Below are 14,148 nucleotides of genomic sequence, written 5' to 3' on the forward strand. Positions count from 1 at the left end.
CATATTACTCATAACCCACCCATCCAGACGTAATAGCGGAACCTCTGTCCTCATAATGTTGCACTAGCCAACCGCGAGACCACGCCTCATCTAAAACATCTCTAAACGCCGCTCATCCCCTAAACATCTCTAAACTCCGCTTGTAATGGCAGTACCTAACGTGAGCATGCATCGGTTCCTTCAGATACCCAACACACTCATACAGCGGCCTGATATTCCTCGGGCAACATGCGTACCCCTAACGATACAATATGCCCTTCAATTAATCCGATGATCGATACAATTTGCCCTTCTAATCCGATGATCGATACAATCTGCCCCTCAATTCAATCCTGTTGATAAACCCTAAGGTCCATATAGTGGAGTCTATTCAGTTCGGCCCATCACCCGGTTTTGCAGTGTCGTCAACATCTCATCCCAATAACGCCTCATGATCTCTCTCATATAAACGTCATCCAGCATCTCCTGGTGAATCGCGATGGTTGTTTTTCCGGTATTTGTGGACAACACATAGATTTGCAGCCGGGACGGGTTGTCCCACTCCTTGCGTTTCCAAGTCAAGCGCAGCTTATGGTAGGGTACGACCACCGTTATTTTGCCGGACACGCCTTCCTTCGATTCATACTCATGCCCGACCTGCAGCTCCAGAGAAGGGACATCACCGATCCATAACGACAGTCCCTCCGAAGACATGAGGAAATCCCAAACGCTCTCTTTTGCCACCGCCATCGTCTTTCTGACCCCGATCTGCACCCCGGCATCTTTGGATAAGCCGACCGGCACCCGCCCCATGACCTGCTCATACATGACGGCGATCCACTCGCCCCATTCCCCGGATACCTGATGCTGCTCAACGATATGGTTTCGGATCTGCTCGTGTGACCAGAGCGGGCCCACTTTCTGCCCAAGGGCCACAATCCATTCCTCCCACGAACGTTCGGTTGCCTTCATCACTTCTTGTTTAAAAATCGTGCCTGCCACCGTGCTCTCCCCTCCCTACACTATCTGATGGAGTTTATTATATAATACAAACACTGACAAAGAAGGTCAGTGTTTATCTTCAGGATTGATAATATGTTAAGAGGGATTCCGCAATGTCGATCATGCCTGATTTCAGTTCCTTGGGCCCGATGATTCGAATCTTCCCGCCAAATGACAATAGGTAATAGGCAACTTGCGTATATAACGCATGCTCATCCAGCCTGAACACCGCATGCTCCGCCGTACGTTCGACGAGGGCTTGACTGAGCAGCCAATGCGCGCATAAATCGTCCAAAGCTTGAGGGAGGCCTTGGATATGTACGGAAACCAAATGAGGATTGGATTCGGAACCTTGCCCCGATAGCAAGCTGTCCAATACGTATTCCCGCGGGGAAAACGACGCCGGACGGTCAAACGCGTTGTCGGTATGCCGGATATCGCGCATACGGTCGACACGGAAGCAGCGAATTTCACCGCGCAGATGGCAATAGCCTACCGCGTACCATTTGCTTTTCCAATGAACGAGTCCGTAAGGATCCAGGGTGCGTGGTTGTGTTATACCGTCATAGCCTGTAGTGTAGTCGATCTCGAGGCTGGATTGCCGGTCGATCCCCGCCTCGATCTCATGCAGTATCCTCGTAAGCGAAGATGCTGTAGGAGGATGGATGGCCTCCATACTGCTTTCGTGGCGCTCCAAACGCTCCAGCTGCTCGGGATTCGTATATCGTTTTATTTTGGAAACGGCTCGATTAAGCGGCTCTTCGAATGGATAACCCGCTTCCCGCGCGAATGCGGCGGCGTGAAGAAGCGCCTTTTGCTCATCGGCCTCAAAAAACAGCGGCTCCAGCTTGATATGCTCCGGGATGGAGTAGCCTCCATCGCGCCCAATCTCGCGTCAATGCACCGGTAAACCGTCCGGATATGTACGCCCAGTTCCTCCGATAGTTGTTTAGCGGTCATTTTTCTTCGCGATTTCAGCAGCCATAGCATCGCCAGCATATTATCGGCTTTAGACATCGTTATGCAGCAGCCCTTCCCTTGGAATTCATATATATGATCACATTATATATCAATTTCTAGTAGAAGGTTTTGAGCTTTCTTCCCGCTCTAATCCGAATGGTAATCGATCTCCCACATTCCGATGAGAAAAGCCGACCCTCTGCAGGATCGGCTAGTAAATGAGTACATCGTGCGGCACTGCTGCCTGTGTCCGCACGGTGAGTGGGCCAGAGCATGCTTGAATGTCTGTCTATATCCTTTAATGGCTCTGTCTATATCCTTTAATGGTTGTCAATAACCTTGATTGATGCCTTGATTTATCAGCCATCAGCTGTCTTAACACCATGCCCCGACGTGAATGATGACTTTGTCTCAATGATCATGGTCCACCGTGATGACAACGCTGCCCCTCTTGCGTCCTTCATCCACATACCGGTGCGCCTCGGCCATTTGCTCCAATGCATACCTTCTGTCGATGACCGGCTTGATCTTCCCCGTTCCCAGCAGCTCCGCCAGCAATCTCAGATCCTCCATCAGCACCTTGGCCACCCCCTGCCCTTCAACGGTTACATAGCTCCCGCCCGGGGTGAGCAAATGCTTGCATCTGGATTTCGGCAGTTTACCGACCGCGTCCAGTATAATGTCGTATCGATCACCGGTCGTCGTAATGTCTTCTTTTGTATAATCAAGAACCCGATCGGCTCCGAGCGACCTCACCAGCCCCACATTCACGGCACTGCAAACGCCGGTTACCTCTGCTCCATAATGTTGCTTAGCAAGCTGAACGGCTAACGTCCCAACCGCACCGGACGCTCCATAAATCAGAGCCTTGTGCCCCTGCCGGATATTCCCTTTTCTAAGAAAATGCAGGGCGGTCGTTCCTCCGAAAGATACGGCGGCGGCATCGTCATAAGTCACATGATCGGGCTTTAACAGCAATAACGCATCTTCACGCATGCAGATATATTGGGCATACGTACCGAATCGCATTCCCCTGAATGCCAAGACCTGATCGCCTACCTTGAATCTCGAAACATCCCTGCCAACCGCTTCGACTTCCCCCGCCAGCTCTACCCCGAGTATCGGTTGTCTTGGCTTTCTCAGACCCAGCACCAGCCGCATGGGAATCCTGTACAAAAGAGGGCTGCGAAATCCCCGCACGCGGCAATCCCCCGAATTGACGGTGGTTGCATAAATTTTGATCCGAATTTCGCGATCCTTTGGGATCGGCTTCTCTACCTCTTGCAACTGTAAAACATCCGGTGCTCCGTATGCGGTGCATACCATTGCTTTCATGGGTTTCCTCCAAACTGGCATTTGCAATCAGTATATCTGCCTTCAGGTACCGGAACGTAGATACTTAAGTACGGTTTTTCATGAATAGCAGTATGGTTTTCTCATGAATAGCGGTATTGGAAAGGAGGTAGCTATAGATGAGTATCTATACTACGATTGTCACCTTATAGTAAACCCAGCTCTCGCGCTCGCGCTACTGCTTCGGTACGGCGCGTGGCCTGGAGTTTATCGAAAATTATCCGGTTATGCCCTTTCACGGTGCTGAGCGTAATAAAAAGCCTCTCGCTAATCTGACGATTCGATAGCCCCTCGGCAATGAGACGCAGAACCTCCATTTCCCGCCGGCTTAGCGGCTCAATCAGAGAATTCGCAGGTTGAACAAACCCGGGAACGAATACGGATGTGACTCCACGTTCCAGTCCTTCAGCCTCAAATGCATGCAGCAGTCGCTCCAGATAGTCATGGATGGGCCATGACAGCTTCTGCTCCGGCTTGTCTACAGCTCCTCTTAAGGGCAGCTGCTTCGGTTCGTCTACAGCTTCACTTAACAACTTCTGCTTCGGCTTGTTTACAACCTCACTTAATGGCCACTGCTTCGGCTTATCTATCTTCTGCCTCGTTTTGCTCAAAGCTGCTGCGCTTATTAATTCCCGCATCGGCTCCCCTTCATCGATAAACATCCGGATGAAACCACCCGGCTCGCCCATCTCCAGCACATCCGCAATAACCTGTGCCGCTCTCCGTTTTTCCCCATGGGCGTGAAAGGCCAAAGCCTGCAGCACCATCACCTTAAGCTGTTCGTTCACCCATTCCTTAACTTCCATATCCGTCCGCAGCTGTTCGAGGATCACCAGCGCTGCCGCCGTATCCCCCTGTGCCAGCAGCACTCTGGCTAGGCTTAGCTTGAGCTCAAACTTCTGGGCAAGCTGCAACGCTGAACTGAAATCCCCTTGCTGCAGCAGGGCAAGCACCCGTACCTCGGCAATATGGGGCAGCTGATGCGTGAAATGATGCTGACGGGCGGAGTGACCCGCCTTGTCTAACATGGCAGCCGCTTCGTTCACCGCTCCCCGTGCAAGCTTCAGCTTTGCGAGGAACACCTCGCAGGCCACGCCCCTGTCGATATGCTCGAACTGCCCGGCCAAGCGGAGGGCCTGCTGCCCATGCTGTTCCGCGGCATCCAGATCATTCCACTCGCTGCATGCTCGGGCCAGTCCCAGATACGCCTCGCATGCTGCCGGCAGCGGAGGATCGCCCGCCAAATCCAGAACGCGCCGATACGTCTCGGCCGCTGCATATAATTGATTCTCCGCTTCCTGAATCATTCCGAGTCCGAGCGTCGCCATCATGTTGATCATGATGTGCCCAATCTTCTGACTGATGGTCACGGCTTCCCGATACGCCTTGCCAGCAGCGGCCCGCTCCCCCTGCAGCTGGTAGGCATATCCCAGCGTCCATATCGTCGCTGTGCGCACGGGCAGATTATGCGGACTCAAAAATTCCAAGGCCCGGCGCGATTCCGCCATGATGGTTTCCGTCTGATGTTGACTGACAGCAAGCGTAGCACGTATGGAGGCGATATGCCCTATAAGATCCCGGGTATAATCGTCCTCCGCAGGTTGCAAATAGGTTTCGGCAGCTTGAAGTTTAAGTTCGATACTGGTCATTTGACCGACCATTAACATGGCGGAAGCATGCATGACATGTAGCGCGGGCCTTGCATCCATCTCCTCCTTAGGCAAGGAATCCAGCCAATGGAGCACAGGGCCTATTGCTCCGCGGAAGGTCAAAGGTATCCCCTTCCCTTCAATAAGGCGTGCGGCGCGATCCACATCCTGCGCGGCAATTGCATGCTGGAAAGCTTCCAGCAGAAGATCTTGACGTTCATGCCATTCGCTGGCACGACGATGCAATTCGGACACGTTCCTCTCTCCGCCAACCGCAGAAGCACCTGTTCGGGCCAGACGCTGCCGAAGCGCATCCGAGAACAGGTGGTGATATCGGTACCAGCGCCTCTCCTTGTCCAGCGGAACGATGAACAGGTTGACGCGCTCCAGGTACTCCAGGGTTTCTTGCCCGGAGATAGCGTTCGGCGGAGAATCACGAGCTTCGCTCCGAAGAACATAGTCACACAATGGACCACACAACCGCTCAAGAATGGAGGTGTTAAGCAGAAAATCCTGAACCCCCTCGGGCTGCTGCTGCAGTGCTTCTTCAACCAGGTAGTCCAGTACGTCCCGGTGCTTGCCGCCGAAGGATCGGATAAAGGCGGCAGCGTCGTGATGGCCCTGCAAGGACAGCGCCGCTAATTGCAGGCCGGCAATCCAGCCCTCCGTGCGCGACTCGAGAAGCGCTGCATCCTCCGCTGACAAATCCAGTCCCATGGAGAGGCGCAGAAATTCAGAGGCTTCATCGGATGTGAAGCGCAAGTCTGATGTCCGCACTTCCGTCAACTGGTCCCGGACACGCAGCCGGGCCAAGGGCAGAGCGAGATCCTGGCGGCTGGCGATAACCACATGCATCTGCGGCGGCATGTGCTCGATGAGAAAATCAAGAGCGCTGTCTATCGCTTTGGAATCCAACAGGTGGTAATCGTCAAGAACCAGAATGAACCGATTCGGCAGGGCCGATACGTGGTTGAGGATGGCCGTGACGATACTTTCGAGCGGCAGAGGAAGAGGGGACGGCGCTTGGAGTTTGTTCATGACGCCCTCTCCGATTTCAACCCCGACGGTTTGCAGGGCGGCCACAAGATAAGCCAGGAATCTTGCTGGCTCACGATCCCCCTCCTCCAAAGACAACCAGGCGGCGGGCAGCGGGGAGTCTTTGATCCATTGGCCGAGCAGCGTAGTTTTACCGCAGCCTGCAGAGGCTGAAATCATGGTCAGCTTGCGCTGCAGACGCAGCCCCTCGTTCAAACGCTCGATCAGGCGGGGGCGAACAACCGCCCTCGATCGGGGAGAAGGCATATACAGTTTTGTAGACAAAATAGGCGTGGACATCATAACCCCCGTTATGCCGTCATTGCAGCATTTTTTAACAAATATATTATGCTAAAGTGTTCGACAGCCTCCCGGTTTTCCCTTCTCCCTCTTGTGCGCGATATTCGCTCGCTGCGGTCAAACGCTGAAGCATGATTTGCAGGGTTAGGCATACGATGTATCCGAAGTGCTGGAAGGCCTGTAATTGAACCCATCATTCATACAAAAGGAGGTTTCAGATGAAAATTCACCATTCAATTCCCTGGCGTGACAATCTGTATCTGTTCAACTATCGAAGCGTGCATACCGAGCCGGTAGAATATTTTCATTATCATGAAGGGTTGGAGATGCTGTACATTCACGAAGGCGCCGGAAGATATATCGTCGATAATCAAACGTACTCGCTGAAGCCCGGCACCTTGGTGTTGATTAAACCTTTTCAAATTCACCATATTAAATTCATCGTACCGCCGAATTACATCCGCAGCCTGCTGAAAATCAAAACCTCCGTCATCGAGCGTTTCTTCACCGCACTCCCACAGTTAACAACCGCGGTTTCACAATTGCTGGAGCACCCGTGGTCCAATCAGGTGTTTTCAATAGCCCTATTTACCCGCCGGATCGTAGCGGGGGCTTCAAGTATCCTGCTCCCGCTGCTTCGATCGAGCCTGTCGGCGCCATGGTAAGGTAGATCGGCAAGCACTATCATCTATCCTTCACGATTAACGAAATGGCTGCGGAGCTTCATTTCTCTCCCAATTATTTGTCCAAGCTGTTCAAAGAGCAGATGGGCATGGCCATCATCGAATATACGAACAACAAGCGCTTGGAGGAAGCCAGAGCGCTTCTTGGCTTGCCTTCTCTGACAATCGAAGACGTCAGTAAACAGACCGGATTCAACTACCCCTCGTACTTTATCGCCATGTTCAAAAAAAAGTACGGTTTGACGCCTCTTCAGTATCGAATGCAGACGAAATTATGATATTTTCAAGCAGCAATGTGGTATGGGGATTGGGTTATAATTAGAGCGCTTAAACAATGATTCTGATCCTGGTTAAGTGAGGTGATGTGCTTCGCCACAGAAAAAATTGTAAGGCAATTCATGCGACAGTACGGTGAATCGTGTCCAAAATAGCGAGGAGGTTTCATGATGATCAAGCCATCAATCAAGTTTGGCATCGTATCCTTATTTTGCTTCATGCTTGTATTTGCATTCTACCCTGGTCATATCGTAAAGGCGGCAACCAAAACGGTCCCGTCCGGTGACGTCGCGACGCTGCGGAGCTACCTGGCCAGCGCGAATCCCGGTGACATTATTGAAGTATCCGGGACCTACTCGGCGTCGGATGGAACCATTGCAACCTCCAGGAACGGATCAGATTCGAAAAAACAGCGACTTCTTCCAATCCATCCTTCGTGGAGATGACGTGGAGCGGCGAAGGCGGAGATACTTACGGCTTCTAGCAAAAAGATATGCAGGCCACCTTATGGGTTTTCTTCAGGCGGCCTGCTGCTTCATGTTTTCCAAAACGAAATAGGATAACCGCTCTCATCTCCAATGATCGGATTCACGAAGAAAATGAGCAGATCAACAGCGCTTCCCGGATCGTCTCGGCCACAATATCCGCTGCCGTTTGTCCCGAAGTCAGGCCTCTGGTGCCTTGCCCCGCCCATAACGACATATACTCCGGGTTGTCTTGGCGATTAGCCGCGTTTCGGATGTCGCGAGTCACCGTATTCTGCGTAGGAAAAGGCAGCGGCTCTATGCGGCTCTCGTCCCATTGCCGGATGAATGCATTGCGGATTCCCCTTGCAGGCCGTCCCGAGAACGCTTTGGTGATCACCGTGCTCTCTTCCGTACTCTGAAGGAGCGCTTGCTTGTAAACCTCATGCGCACCCGATTCGACTGCGGTCAGGAATCGCGTCCCCATCTGAACGCCTTGGGCTCCAAGAACAAGCGAAGCTGCGAGTCCCCGTCCATCCATCACGCCTCCGGCGGCAATAACAGGGATCTTGACGCGATCCACGATTTGCGGTACCAAGGCAAACGTCCCGATCTGGGCCCCCATCGGATGCTCCGTAATATCAAACGTTCCACGGTGTCCGCCCGCTTCGCTGCCTTGGGCAACGACGGCATCACACCCTGCCTGCTCAGCCAGCATGGCTTCGCGGACCGTGGTAGCCATCGCAACAACCCGAAGCTTAGCCGCTTTCGCTTGCTGCATATGAGGCTCATCCAGAATCCCGAATGCCGTACTGATGACAGGCACCTTCTCTTCGATCAGAACCGCGAATTGCTGCTCGAACCAATCCGGGGTTGCTACGTGGTCGTTGCCCGCATGGGGAATGCCAAGATCATCCCGCATCCGGTTTAACTCCTGTTGAACCTCTCCGATTCGCTCATGGCGATCCCGGGCGCCGGGAACAAAAAGGTTGACGGCAAAAGGCTGATCCGTCCGCTTGCGGATTTCCTGAATGCTGCCTCGAATGGCATCCGGCTCCATATAAGCCGCACCCAGCGTGCCGAGTCCGCCTGCGTTAGATACGGCGGCGACCAGTTCTACTGTCGTCGGTCCCCCGGCCATCCCTGCCTGAAAGAGCGGATAACGGATTTGGAACAGCTCGCACAGCTCGGTCTGCAGTTGAATGTTCATGATATCATCTACCTCCTTTAACACTACAGATATTATCCATCCTATTAAATGTATAGCAAAATGTTATTGTGGCGAGATCAGGAGGGTAAGCCTCCGAAGTTATTCTTCCTCATCTCTAGTAAAAAGGCCAACCAGAAGATTCTGGCTAACCTGATAATGTGAAAGCCGCTAAGCACTTGAAACGTGTTTAGCGGCTTTTTGCGGGTATTTTCGCTCGGGAGACCCTTCTCCATGATGACTACAACGTCTTTCTTCTAGGACATTTTCACCAAGCTGTAGTTTTTCTTGCCTTTGCGAATGATGATGAACCGGCCGCCGATCGCTTGGTCGGCTGTCACCTCGTGACCGACGTCGCTGATACGCTCGCCGTTCATCGAGATGGCGCCTTTGGTAATATCCTCACGAGCTTGCCGCTTGGAAGGCTCGATGCCCAGATCCACAAGCCAGTCCACGATATTCTTCGTTTCCGGCTTGGCTTCGAATGTCGGCATCTCCTTAAACCCCTGCTCGATCTCATCGGCCGTAAGGGATTTAATATCGCCGCTGAACAAAGCCGCCGTAATGCGCTTGGCCTGCTCCAGCATCTCTTCGCCGTGCACGAATCTCGTCATTTCCTCAGCCAGCATTTTTTGCGCTTCGCGTTTATGCGGCTCGCTCTGCACCTTTTCGGCCAACTCGTCAATTTGCTCTTTGGTCAAGAAGGTGAAGTACTTCAGGTATTTCACAACGTCGCGATCGTCGGTGTTCGCCCAGAACTGGTAGAACTCGAACGGCGTCGTTTTGTTCGGGTCGAGCCAAATCGCGCCGCCAGCCGTTTTGCCGAACTTCGTGCCGTCGGCCTTCAGCATGAGCGGTATGGTCAGGCCGAATGCCTTTGCTTCGGGTCCTTCCTTCTTCCGGATCAGATCCAGGCCGCTTGTAATGTTGCCCCATTGGTCCGATCCGCCGATTTGCAGCTGCACGTCCTCATGCTGGTACAGATGCAGGTAGTCGACCGACTGCAGGATTTGGTATGAGAATTCCGTAAACGAAATCCCGCTGTCAAGACGGCTCGCAACCACGTCCTTCGCCAGCATCGAGTTAATGCTGAAGTTCTTGCCGTAATCGCGCAGGAATTCGATGATGTTGATTTTATGCGTCCAGTCGTAGTTGTTAACCATGCGGATTTGATTGTCACCCTCGGTTACGAAGAGTTTTTTCATTTGTCCGGTCAGCGCGTCAACGTTAGCCTGGACCTGCTCCAGCGTCTGCAGGGAACGCTCGGTTTGACGTCCGCTTGGATCCCCGATGGTGCCTGTCGCGCCCCCGATCAGAATGACCGGACGATGGCCGGCAAGCTGGAAGCGTTTGAGCATGATAAAGGGAATCAGGTGACCGATATGCATGCTGTCGCCCGTTGGGTCCACGCCGCAGTACAGCGAGATGGATTTTTCATTCGTAAGCTCCCGGAGGCCTTCGGCATCCGTCTGTTGGTTGATCGCATCGCGCCATTCCAGTTCGTCGATAATGTTCACAGTATTAACACTCCTTTTAGTTCAGTAATTGCCTTATAACGAAACGTCCAACTCGTTGAAAAACAAACAATCGCCCCTTGTCTGTTATAGACATAGGGACGATTGTTAACCGTGTTACCACCCAGATTGCACGAATGATCTGCACGCTGCCGCGCATCATTCCTGCCGCTCATTAGACGAGATATCGTTCGTCGTTTCCGCTCGGCATTACCCGAGATACTCCAGAGTGTAATTCGCCGCCTTGGTGTGTACCGGGTTCCATCATCCCCCGGCTTTCTAGAACAGGGACCAAGCTGCTACTGGGCTCTTTCAACGTATGTCGCTTATAAGATTACAGACAGTATAGTGAATTAATAAATCGATGTCAACCTGCGTTTCGGACGGAAGTCCTGCTTTCCCCGGCAGGATAGGGAGACGCCGTTAGGCGAGCCCCCTTGGTATCAAGTGCGGCGCATGTACGCACGAACCGTAATGGGAGCAAAGATCGCCACGATAACCGCAGCGCCAACCAAGGATATGGTGAGATCCCAGCCCATGGTGCCAGCGTTGGTGAGATCCCGAACGGCTGTCACAAGATGCGAGATCGGATTCATATTGACGAACCACTGCAGCCAGCCCGGCATCGTGTCCACCGGCACGAACGCGTTGGAGAGAAACGTGAGCGGAAACAGCACGATCATCGATATCCCCTGCACGCCGGAGGCGGATCTTGCAATCACGCCGCAGAAAGCAAAAATCCAGCTAATGGCCCATGAGCACAAAATAACGACCAACCCCGCAAGCGCAACATAACCCAAGCCGCCCTCGGGCCGGTACCCCATAATATATCCCATCGTAAAGGTAAGCACCGTCGCAATGGTATACCGAATCGTGTCTGCCAGCAGGGCACCAGCCAGCGGCGCGATGCGTGCAATCGGCAGCGATTTGAAACGGTCGAATACGCCTTTATCCATATCCTCGCGCAGCTGAACGCCTGTGACGACGGAGGTCGTAATCACGGTCTGGACGAGGATGCCGGGAATGATGACGGGCAAATAACTCGCCACGTCACCGGAGATGGCTCCCCCAAAAATATAGGTGAACATCAACGTAAAAATAATGGGCTGAAACGTGACGTCAAACAACTGCTCGGGCGTGCGCCGGAGCTTCAGCAGCCCGCGGTAAGCCATTGTCAACGAATTTCGCACCGTTTGACCCAAACTCGTGCGGTTTTTAAGCTGACGTTCCTTTCCAGGCTGAATGATGTTGCTGCTCATACCCGTGCCACCTCTCGATCATTGGATTCATAAGACCCTTGGGCAGCGTCTTCCTTCACGCCGTGGCCGGTGATCGTCAGGAATACCTCATCCAAGGTCGGCTTCTGCACACTCATCTCGGACAAGTCGATCCCTGCCGTTCGCAGCTCGATCAACAGGTCTGTAACAAGACCCGCATTTGCCATCGGCGCCGTTATCTTTCCGGCTTCCGGCGATACATTGGCATGGACGCCTAACACATGTTCCACAGTATGGCGGGCGCGATCCATGTCAACCGAATCCTGGACAGTCAAATGCAGCGAGGAAGTGCCTACCGACATCTTCAGTTCATCGGCCGTACCCTCGGCCACAACCCGGCCGTAATCGATAACGGCGATGCGGTCTGCCAGCTGGTCCGCCTCCTCGAGATACTGCGTGGTCAGCAATACCGTTGAACCGGTATTCACCAATCGGCGGATCGTATCCCACATCTGGGAACGCGTCCTTGGATCCAGCCCCGTCGTCGGTTCATCGAGGAAGATGAGCGGCGGCTGGGCAATGAGGCTTGCCGCCAGATCCAGCCTTCTCCGCATGCCGCCGGAGAAATTTTTTAGCGGCCGCTTCGCGGCTTCCGACAAACCGAATTCCTCAAGCAGCTCTTCCGCCTTGCGCCTTGCCTCCTTGCGCCCCAAACCAAGCAAACGTGAGAATATAATCAGATTCTCCGTAGCGCTGAGCGATTCGTCCACCGAAGCGTATTGCCCGGTTACCCCGATCAACTGACGGACAATCTGCGATTCCGCCTGAACGTCATGTCCGAAGATTCTGGCCGAACCCGCATCCGGTCTTAGCAAGGTGGCCAGCATCCGGATGGTGGTCGTCTTGCCTGCCCCATTCGGGCCAAGCACACCGTAGATCGTTCCGGTACGCACGCTCAGATCCACGCCATCCACGGCGCGGTTATCGCCGAATGTTTTGATCAGTCCGTAAGCCTCAACGGCCAAGTCGCCAGGCTTTGGTTCTATTTTCTTTTTGTATGCATGTTCCATTATGATTTCCTCCTCTTCGCTAATGGATGATGATTGAATCGTAGCACCCCTATTTAAACGGAATGTAAACCGGGAAAAGAAAAGGCTCTATTTTATGAGATCCTCATTCGATAAGGATTCGCGTGTTACTCCAGATACTTCTGACGGTAAACAAAAAAAAGCGACAGCACAGAAATCCCTTCTGCACTGCCACTTTTTCCTTTATCTAAACGGGAAACCTCTTTCGCCAACAAGCTGCCGCTGGACTTGCCTCTTCTTCGTCAACAGCTAAGCCTTCGGCCACTTAGACAAGCTTGTCTTGATTAAAGGTCTTCCCCATCCTGATCCATCGTATATTTCAACTGCATGATGATATTCTGTTCGTGATCTCCAAACTGGCGACCGAACAGATTCAGCCCTCCTTGATTGACGGCATCGGGCTTAATGCCGATGCGCAGCCGCAATTTGGGACTCTCGGAAAGATTCAGCTCTGCCAATGTAACATCCGACACTTTCTCCATATCCAGCGTCGTCTTCTCATGATCGACCCGCCAAGTCTTGAGAAACCCGTACTGCGTTGCCCAATCATACCACCAATTCGGGTTCAGCTTGCCGCGCCGATCCCCGAAATCGCCGGGGCTTGTCCACATGCCGATTTCAACGCCATTGACCCAGACAGAAATATTCGAAGGCCAGTTATGATCATAATTGGGCGCCTCGGAACACATCTCCATGGACAATTCAAGCGATTCGATGCGAGCTCCGGCCGGAATATCCATCGGCATCAAATATTCCAAATATCCCTTGCGCAGCCAGATGATCTGGGCATTAACATGCTTGGGATGATAAAAGCTCGCCGGCTCGTCTTCCTTTATGATGTACCCGTCGGCATTCGCCATTCCGCATGTCGGCGATACTTCGCAATCGCTGTAATGGCCAATCGGCATCTCTACTTCATAGACATGCGTTACTCCTTTGGGCACCGAGTTTCTCAAATTCAACGCAATATGAATATCATCATAATTCCGGCTGCAGACCTTCATGGCCCCACGTGACGCCGGAAGCAATTCCGTATTAATTAACTCAGCCGCTTCCAACACTTTGATATTGCTCGCTACCGTTGAAACAGGGAGTTTGAGCTTCTCGGCGATTTCAATGATATTCAAGTTCTTGGAATTCAAGAGCCTTAGAATATCAACCCGAGAACGTGTTGACAAGGCATGGGCTACCGTGACCAATCTTTCCGGGTCGTTAAAACCAAGTTCCAGCACAAATCTGCTCTCCTTTAAACATATTCATTACAATAATTTTACTTCTTAATGAAATGAAAAACAATCACGCTGGAAAGGCTTACACCATCCATTTTCCTGCCTCTTGCCATAAGGCATCATATAGCCGGACACAATAAACCATGACTTTCATAACCAGAAATGGCCTCCGGGAGAACCGGAAGCCATCCA

General features: G+C 52.6%; 13 protein-coding genes and 1 other annotated feature. Of the genes, 3 read left to right on the forward strand and 10 right to left on the reverse strand.

Annotated features, from left to right (window positions below; translation table 11 throughout):
* Nucleotides 1–366: 366 nt before the first annotated feature.
* The 5 genes from DP091_RS27925 to DP091_RS27940 all read right to left on the reverse strand — a co-directional run bounded on the left by DP091_RS27925 (nucleotide 367) and on the right by DP091_RS27940 (nucleotide 6,278).
* Nucleotides 367–981 carry an SRPBCC domain-containing protein gene (locus tag DP091_RS27925; protein ID WP_113061326.1) on the reverse strand — a complete coding sequence of 205 codons (615 nt, stop codon included), beginning with the start codon at nucleotides 979–981 and terminating at the stop codon, nucleotides 367–369.
* Between the two features lie 79 nt (nucleotides 982–1,060).
* Nucleotides 1,061–1,678, reverse strand: a complete 618-nt coding sequence (locus tag DP091_RS27930; protein ID WP_258394716.1) for a WYL domain-containing protein — start codon at nucleotides 1,676–1,678, stop codon at nucleotides 1,061–1,063.
* Nucleotides 1,679–1,710: 32 nt separating this feature from the next.
* On the reverse strand, nucleotides 1,711–1,998 hold the full coding sequence (locus DP091_RS32155) for an HTH domain-containing protein (RefSeq protein WP_258394717.1): 288 nt from the start codon (nucleotides 1,996–1,998) through the stop codon (nucleotides 1,711–1,713).
* 354 nt (nucleotides 1,999–2,352) lie between these two features.
* Nucleotides 2,353–3,276: an NAD(P)-dependent alcohol dehydrogenase gene (locus DP091_RS27935; protein ID WP_113061327.1), complete on the reverse strand. Its 924-nt coding sequence runs from the start codon at nucleotides 3,274–3,276 to the stop codon at nucleotides 2,353–2,355.
* Between the two features lie 164 nt (nucleotides 3,277–3,440).
* Complete coding sequence (locus tag DP091_RS27940; RefSeq protein ID WP_373456958.1) at nucleotides 3,441–6,278, reverse strand: winged helix-turn-helix domain-containing protein; 2,838 nt, start codon at nucleotides 6,276–6,278, stop codon at nucleotides 3,441–3,443.
* A gap of 218 nt (nucleotides 6,279–6,496) precedes the next feature.
* Here DP091_RS27940 and DP091_RS27945 point away from each other — a divergent pair, with 218 nt between their 5' ends.
* From DP091_RS27945 to DP091_RS27955, 3 genes are all read left to right on the forward strand, one after another.
* Nucleotides 6,497–6,943 carry a cupin domain-containing protein gene (locus DP091_RS27945; RefSeq protein WP_113061328.1) on the forward strand — a complete coding sequence of 149 codons (447 nt, stop codon included), beginning with the start codon at nucleotides 6,497–6,499 and terminating at the stop codon, nucleotides 6,941–6,943.
* Between the two features lie 5 nt (nucleotides 6,944–6,948).
* Nucleotides 6,949–7,239 carry a helix-turn-helix domain-containing protein gene (locus tag DP091_RS27950; protein WP_258394724.1) on the forward strand — a complete coding sequence of 97 codons (291 nt, stop codon included), beginning with the start codon at nucleotides 6,949–6,951 and terminating at the stop codon, nucleotides 7,237–7,239.
* A gap of 168 nt (nucleotides 7,240–7,407) precedes the next feature.
* Nucleotides 7,408–7,683: a hypothetical protein gene (locus tag DP091_RS27955; RefSeq protein WP_113061330.1), complete on the forward strand. Its 276-nt coding sequence runs from the start codon at nucleotides 7,408–7,410 to the stop codon at nucleotides 7,681–7,683.
* Between the two features lie 142 nt (nucleotides 7,684–7,825).
* On the opposite strand, the gene DP091_RS27960 is transcribed toward DP091_RS27955, so the two are convergent.
* From DP091_RS27960 to DP091_RS27980, 5 genes are all read right to left on the reverse strand, one after another.
* On the reverse strand, nucleotides 7,826–8,911 hold the full coding sequence (locus tag DP091_RS27960) for an NAD(P)H-dependent flavin oxidoreductase (protein WP_113061331.1): 1,086 nt from the start codon (nucleotides 8,909–8,911) through the stop codon (nucleotides 7,826–7,828).
* 254 nt (nucleotides 8,912–9,165) lie between these two features.
* On the reverse strand, nucleotides 9,166–10,425 hold the full coding sequence (gene tyrS / locus DP091_RS27965) for a tyrosine--tRNA ligase (RefSeq protein WP_113061332.1): 1,260 nt from the start codon (nucleotides 10,423–10,425) through the stop codon (nucleotides 9,166–9,168).
* 91 nt (nucleotides 10,426–10,516) lie between these two features.
* Nucleotides 10,517–10,747 (reverse strand) — a binding site (T-box leader).
* A 118-nt stretch (nucleotides 10,748–10,865) separates the two neighbouring features.
* Nucleotides 10,866–11,681 carry a tetracycline efflux ABC transporter Tet(58) subunit B gene (gene tetB(58), locus DP091_RS27970; protein ID WP_113061333.1) on the reverse strand — a complete coding sequence of 272 codons (816 nt, stop codon included), beginning with the start codon at nucleotides 11,679–11,681 and terminating at the stop codon, nucleotides 10,866–10,868.
* On the reverse strand, nucleotides 11,678–12,709 hold the full coding sequence (gene tetA(58), locus DP091_RS27975; protein ID WP_113061334.1) for a tetracycline efflux ABC transporter Tet(58) subunit A: 1,032 nt from the start codon (nucleotides 12,707–12,709) through the stop codon (nucleotides 11,678–11,680). Before tetA(58) ends, tetB(58) begins: the two co-directional genes overlap by 4 nt.
* Nucleotides 12,710–13,011: 302 nt before the next feature.
* The gene (locus tag DP091_RS27980; RefSeq protein WP_113061335.1) at nucleotides 13,012–13,959 is read right to left on the reverse strand and encodes an ArsR/SmtB family transcription factor; all 948 of its coding nucleotides are present in this window, start codon (nucleotides 13,957–13,959) and stop codon (nucleotides 13,012–13,014) included.
* Nucleotides 13,960–14,148 lie beyond the last annotated feature (189 nt).

The sequence above is a fragment of the Paenibacillus sp. MDMC362 genome, from assembly GCF_003269305.1.
Lineage (GTDB): Bacteria > Bacillota > Bacilli > Paenibacillales > Paenibacillaceae > Paenibacillus_AQ.

Excerpts from the sequence above, each read along its gene's own strand:
- DP091_RS32155 (WP_258394717.1), bottom strand. The coding sequence starts at position 1,998 with ATGTCTAAAGCCGATAATATGCTGGCGATGCTATGGCTGCTGAAATCG.
- DP091_RS27935 (WP_113061327.1), bottom strand. The coding sequence starts at position 3,276 with ATGAAAGCAATGGTATGCACCGCATACGGAGCACCGGATGTTTTACAG.
- DP091_RS27940 (WP_373456958.1), bottom strand. The coding sequence starts at position 6,278 with ATGTCCACGCCTATTTTGTCTACAAAACTGTATATGCCTTCTCCCCGA.
- DP091_RS27945 (WP_113061328.1), top strand. The coding sequence starts at position 6,497 with ATGAAAATTCACCATTCAATTCCCTGGCGTGACAATCTGTATCTGTTC.
- DP091_RS27955 (WP_113061330.1), top strand. The coding sequence starts at position 7,408 with ATGATCAAGCCATCAATCAAGTTTGGCATCGTATCCTTATTTTGCTTC.
- DP091_RS27960 (WP_113061331.1), bottom strand. The coding sequence starts at position 8,911 with ATGAACATTCAACTGCAGACCGAGCTGTGCGAGCTGTTCCAAATCCGT.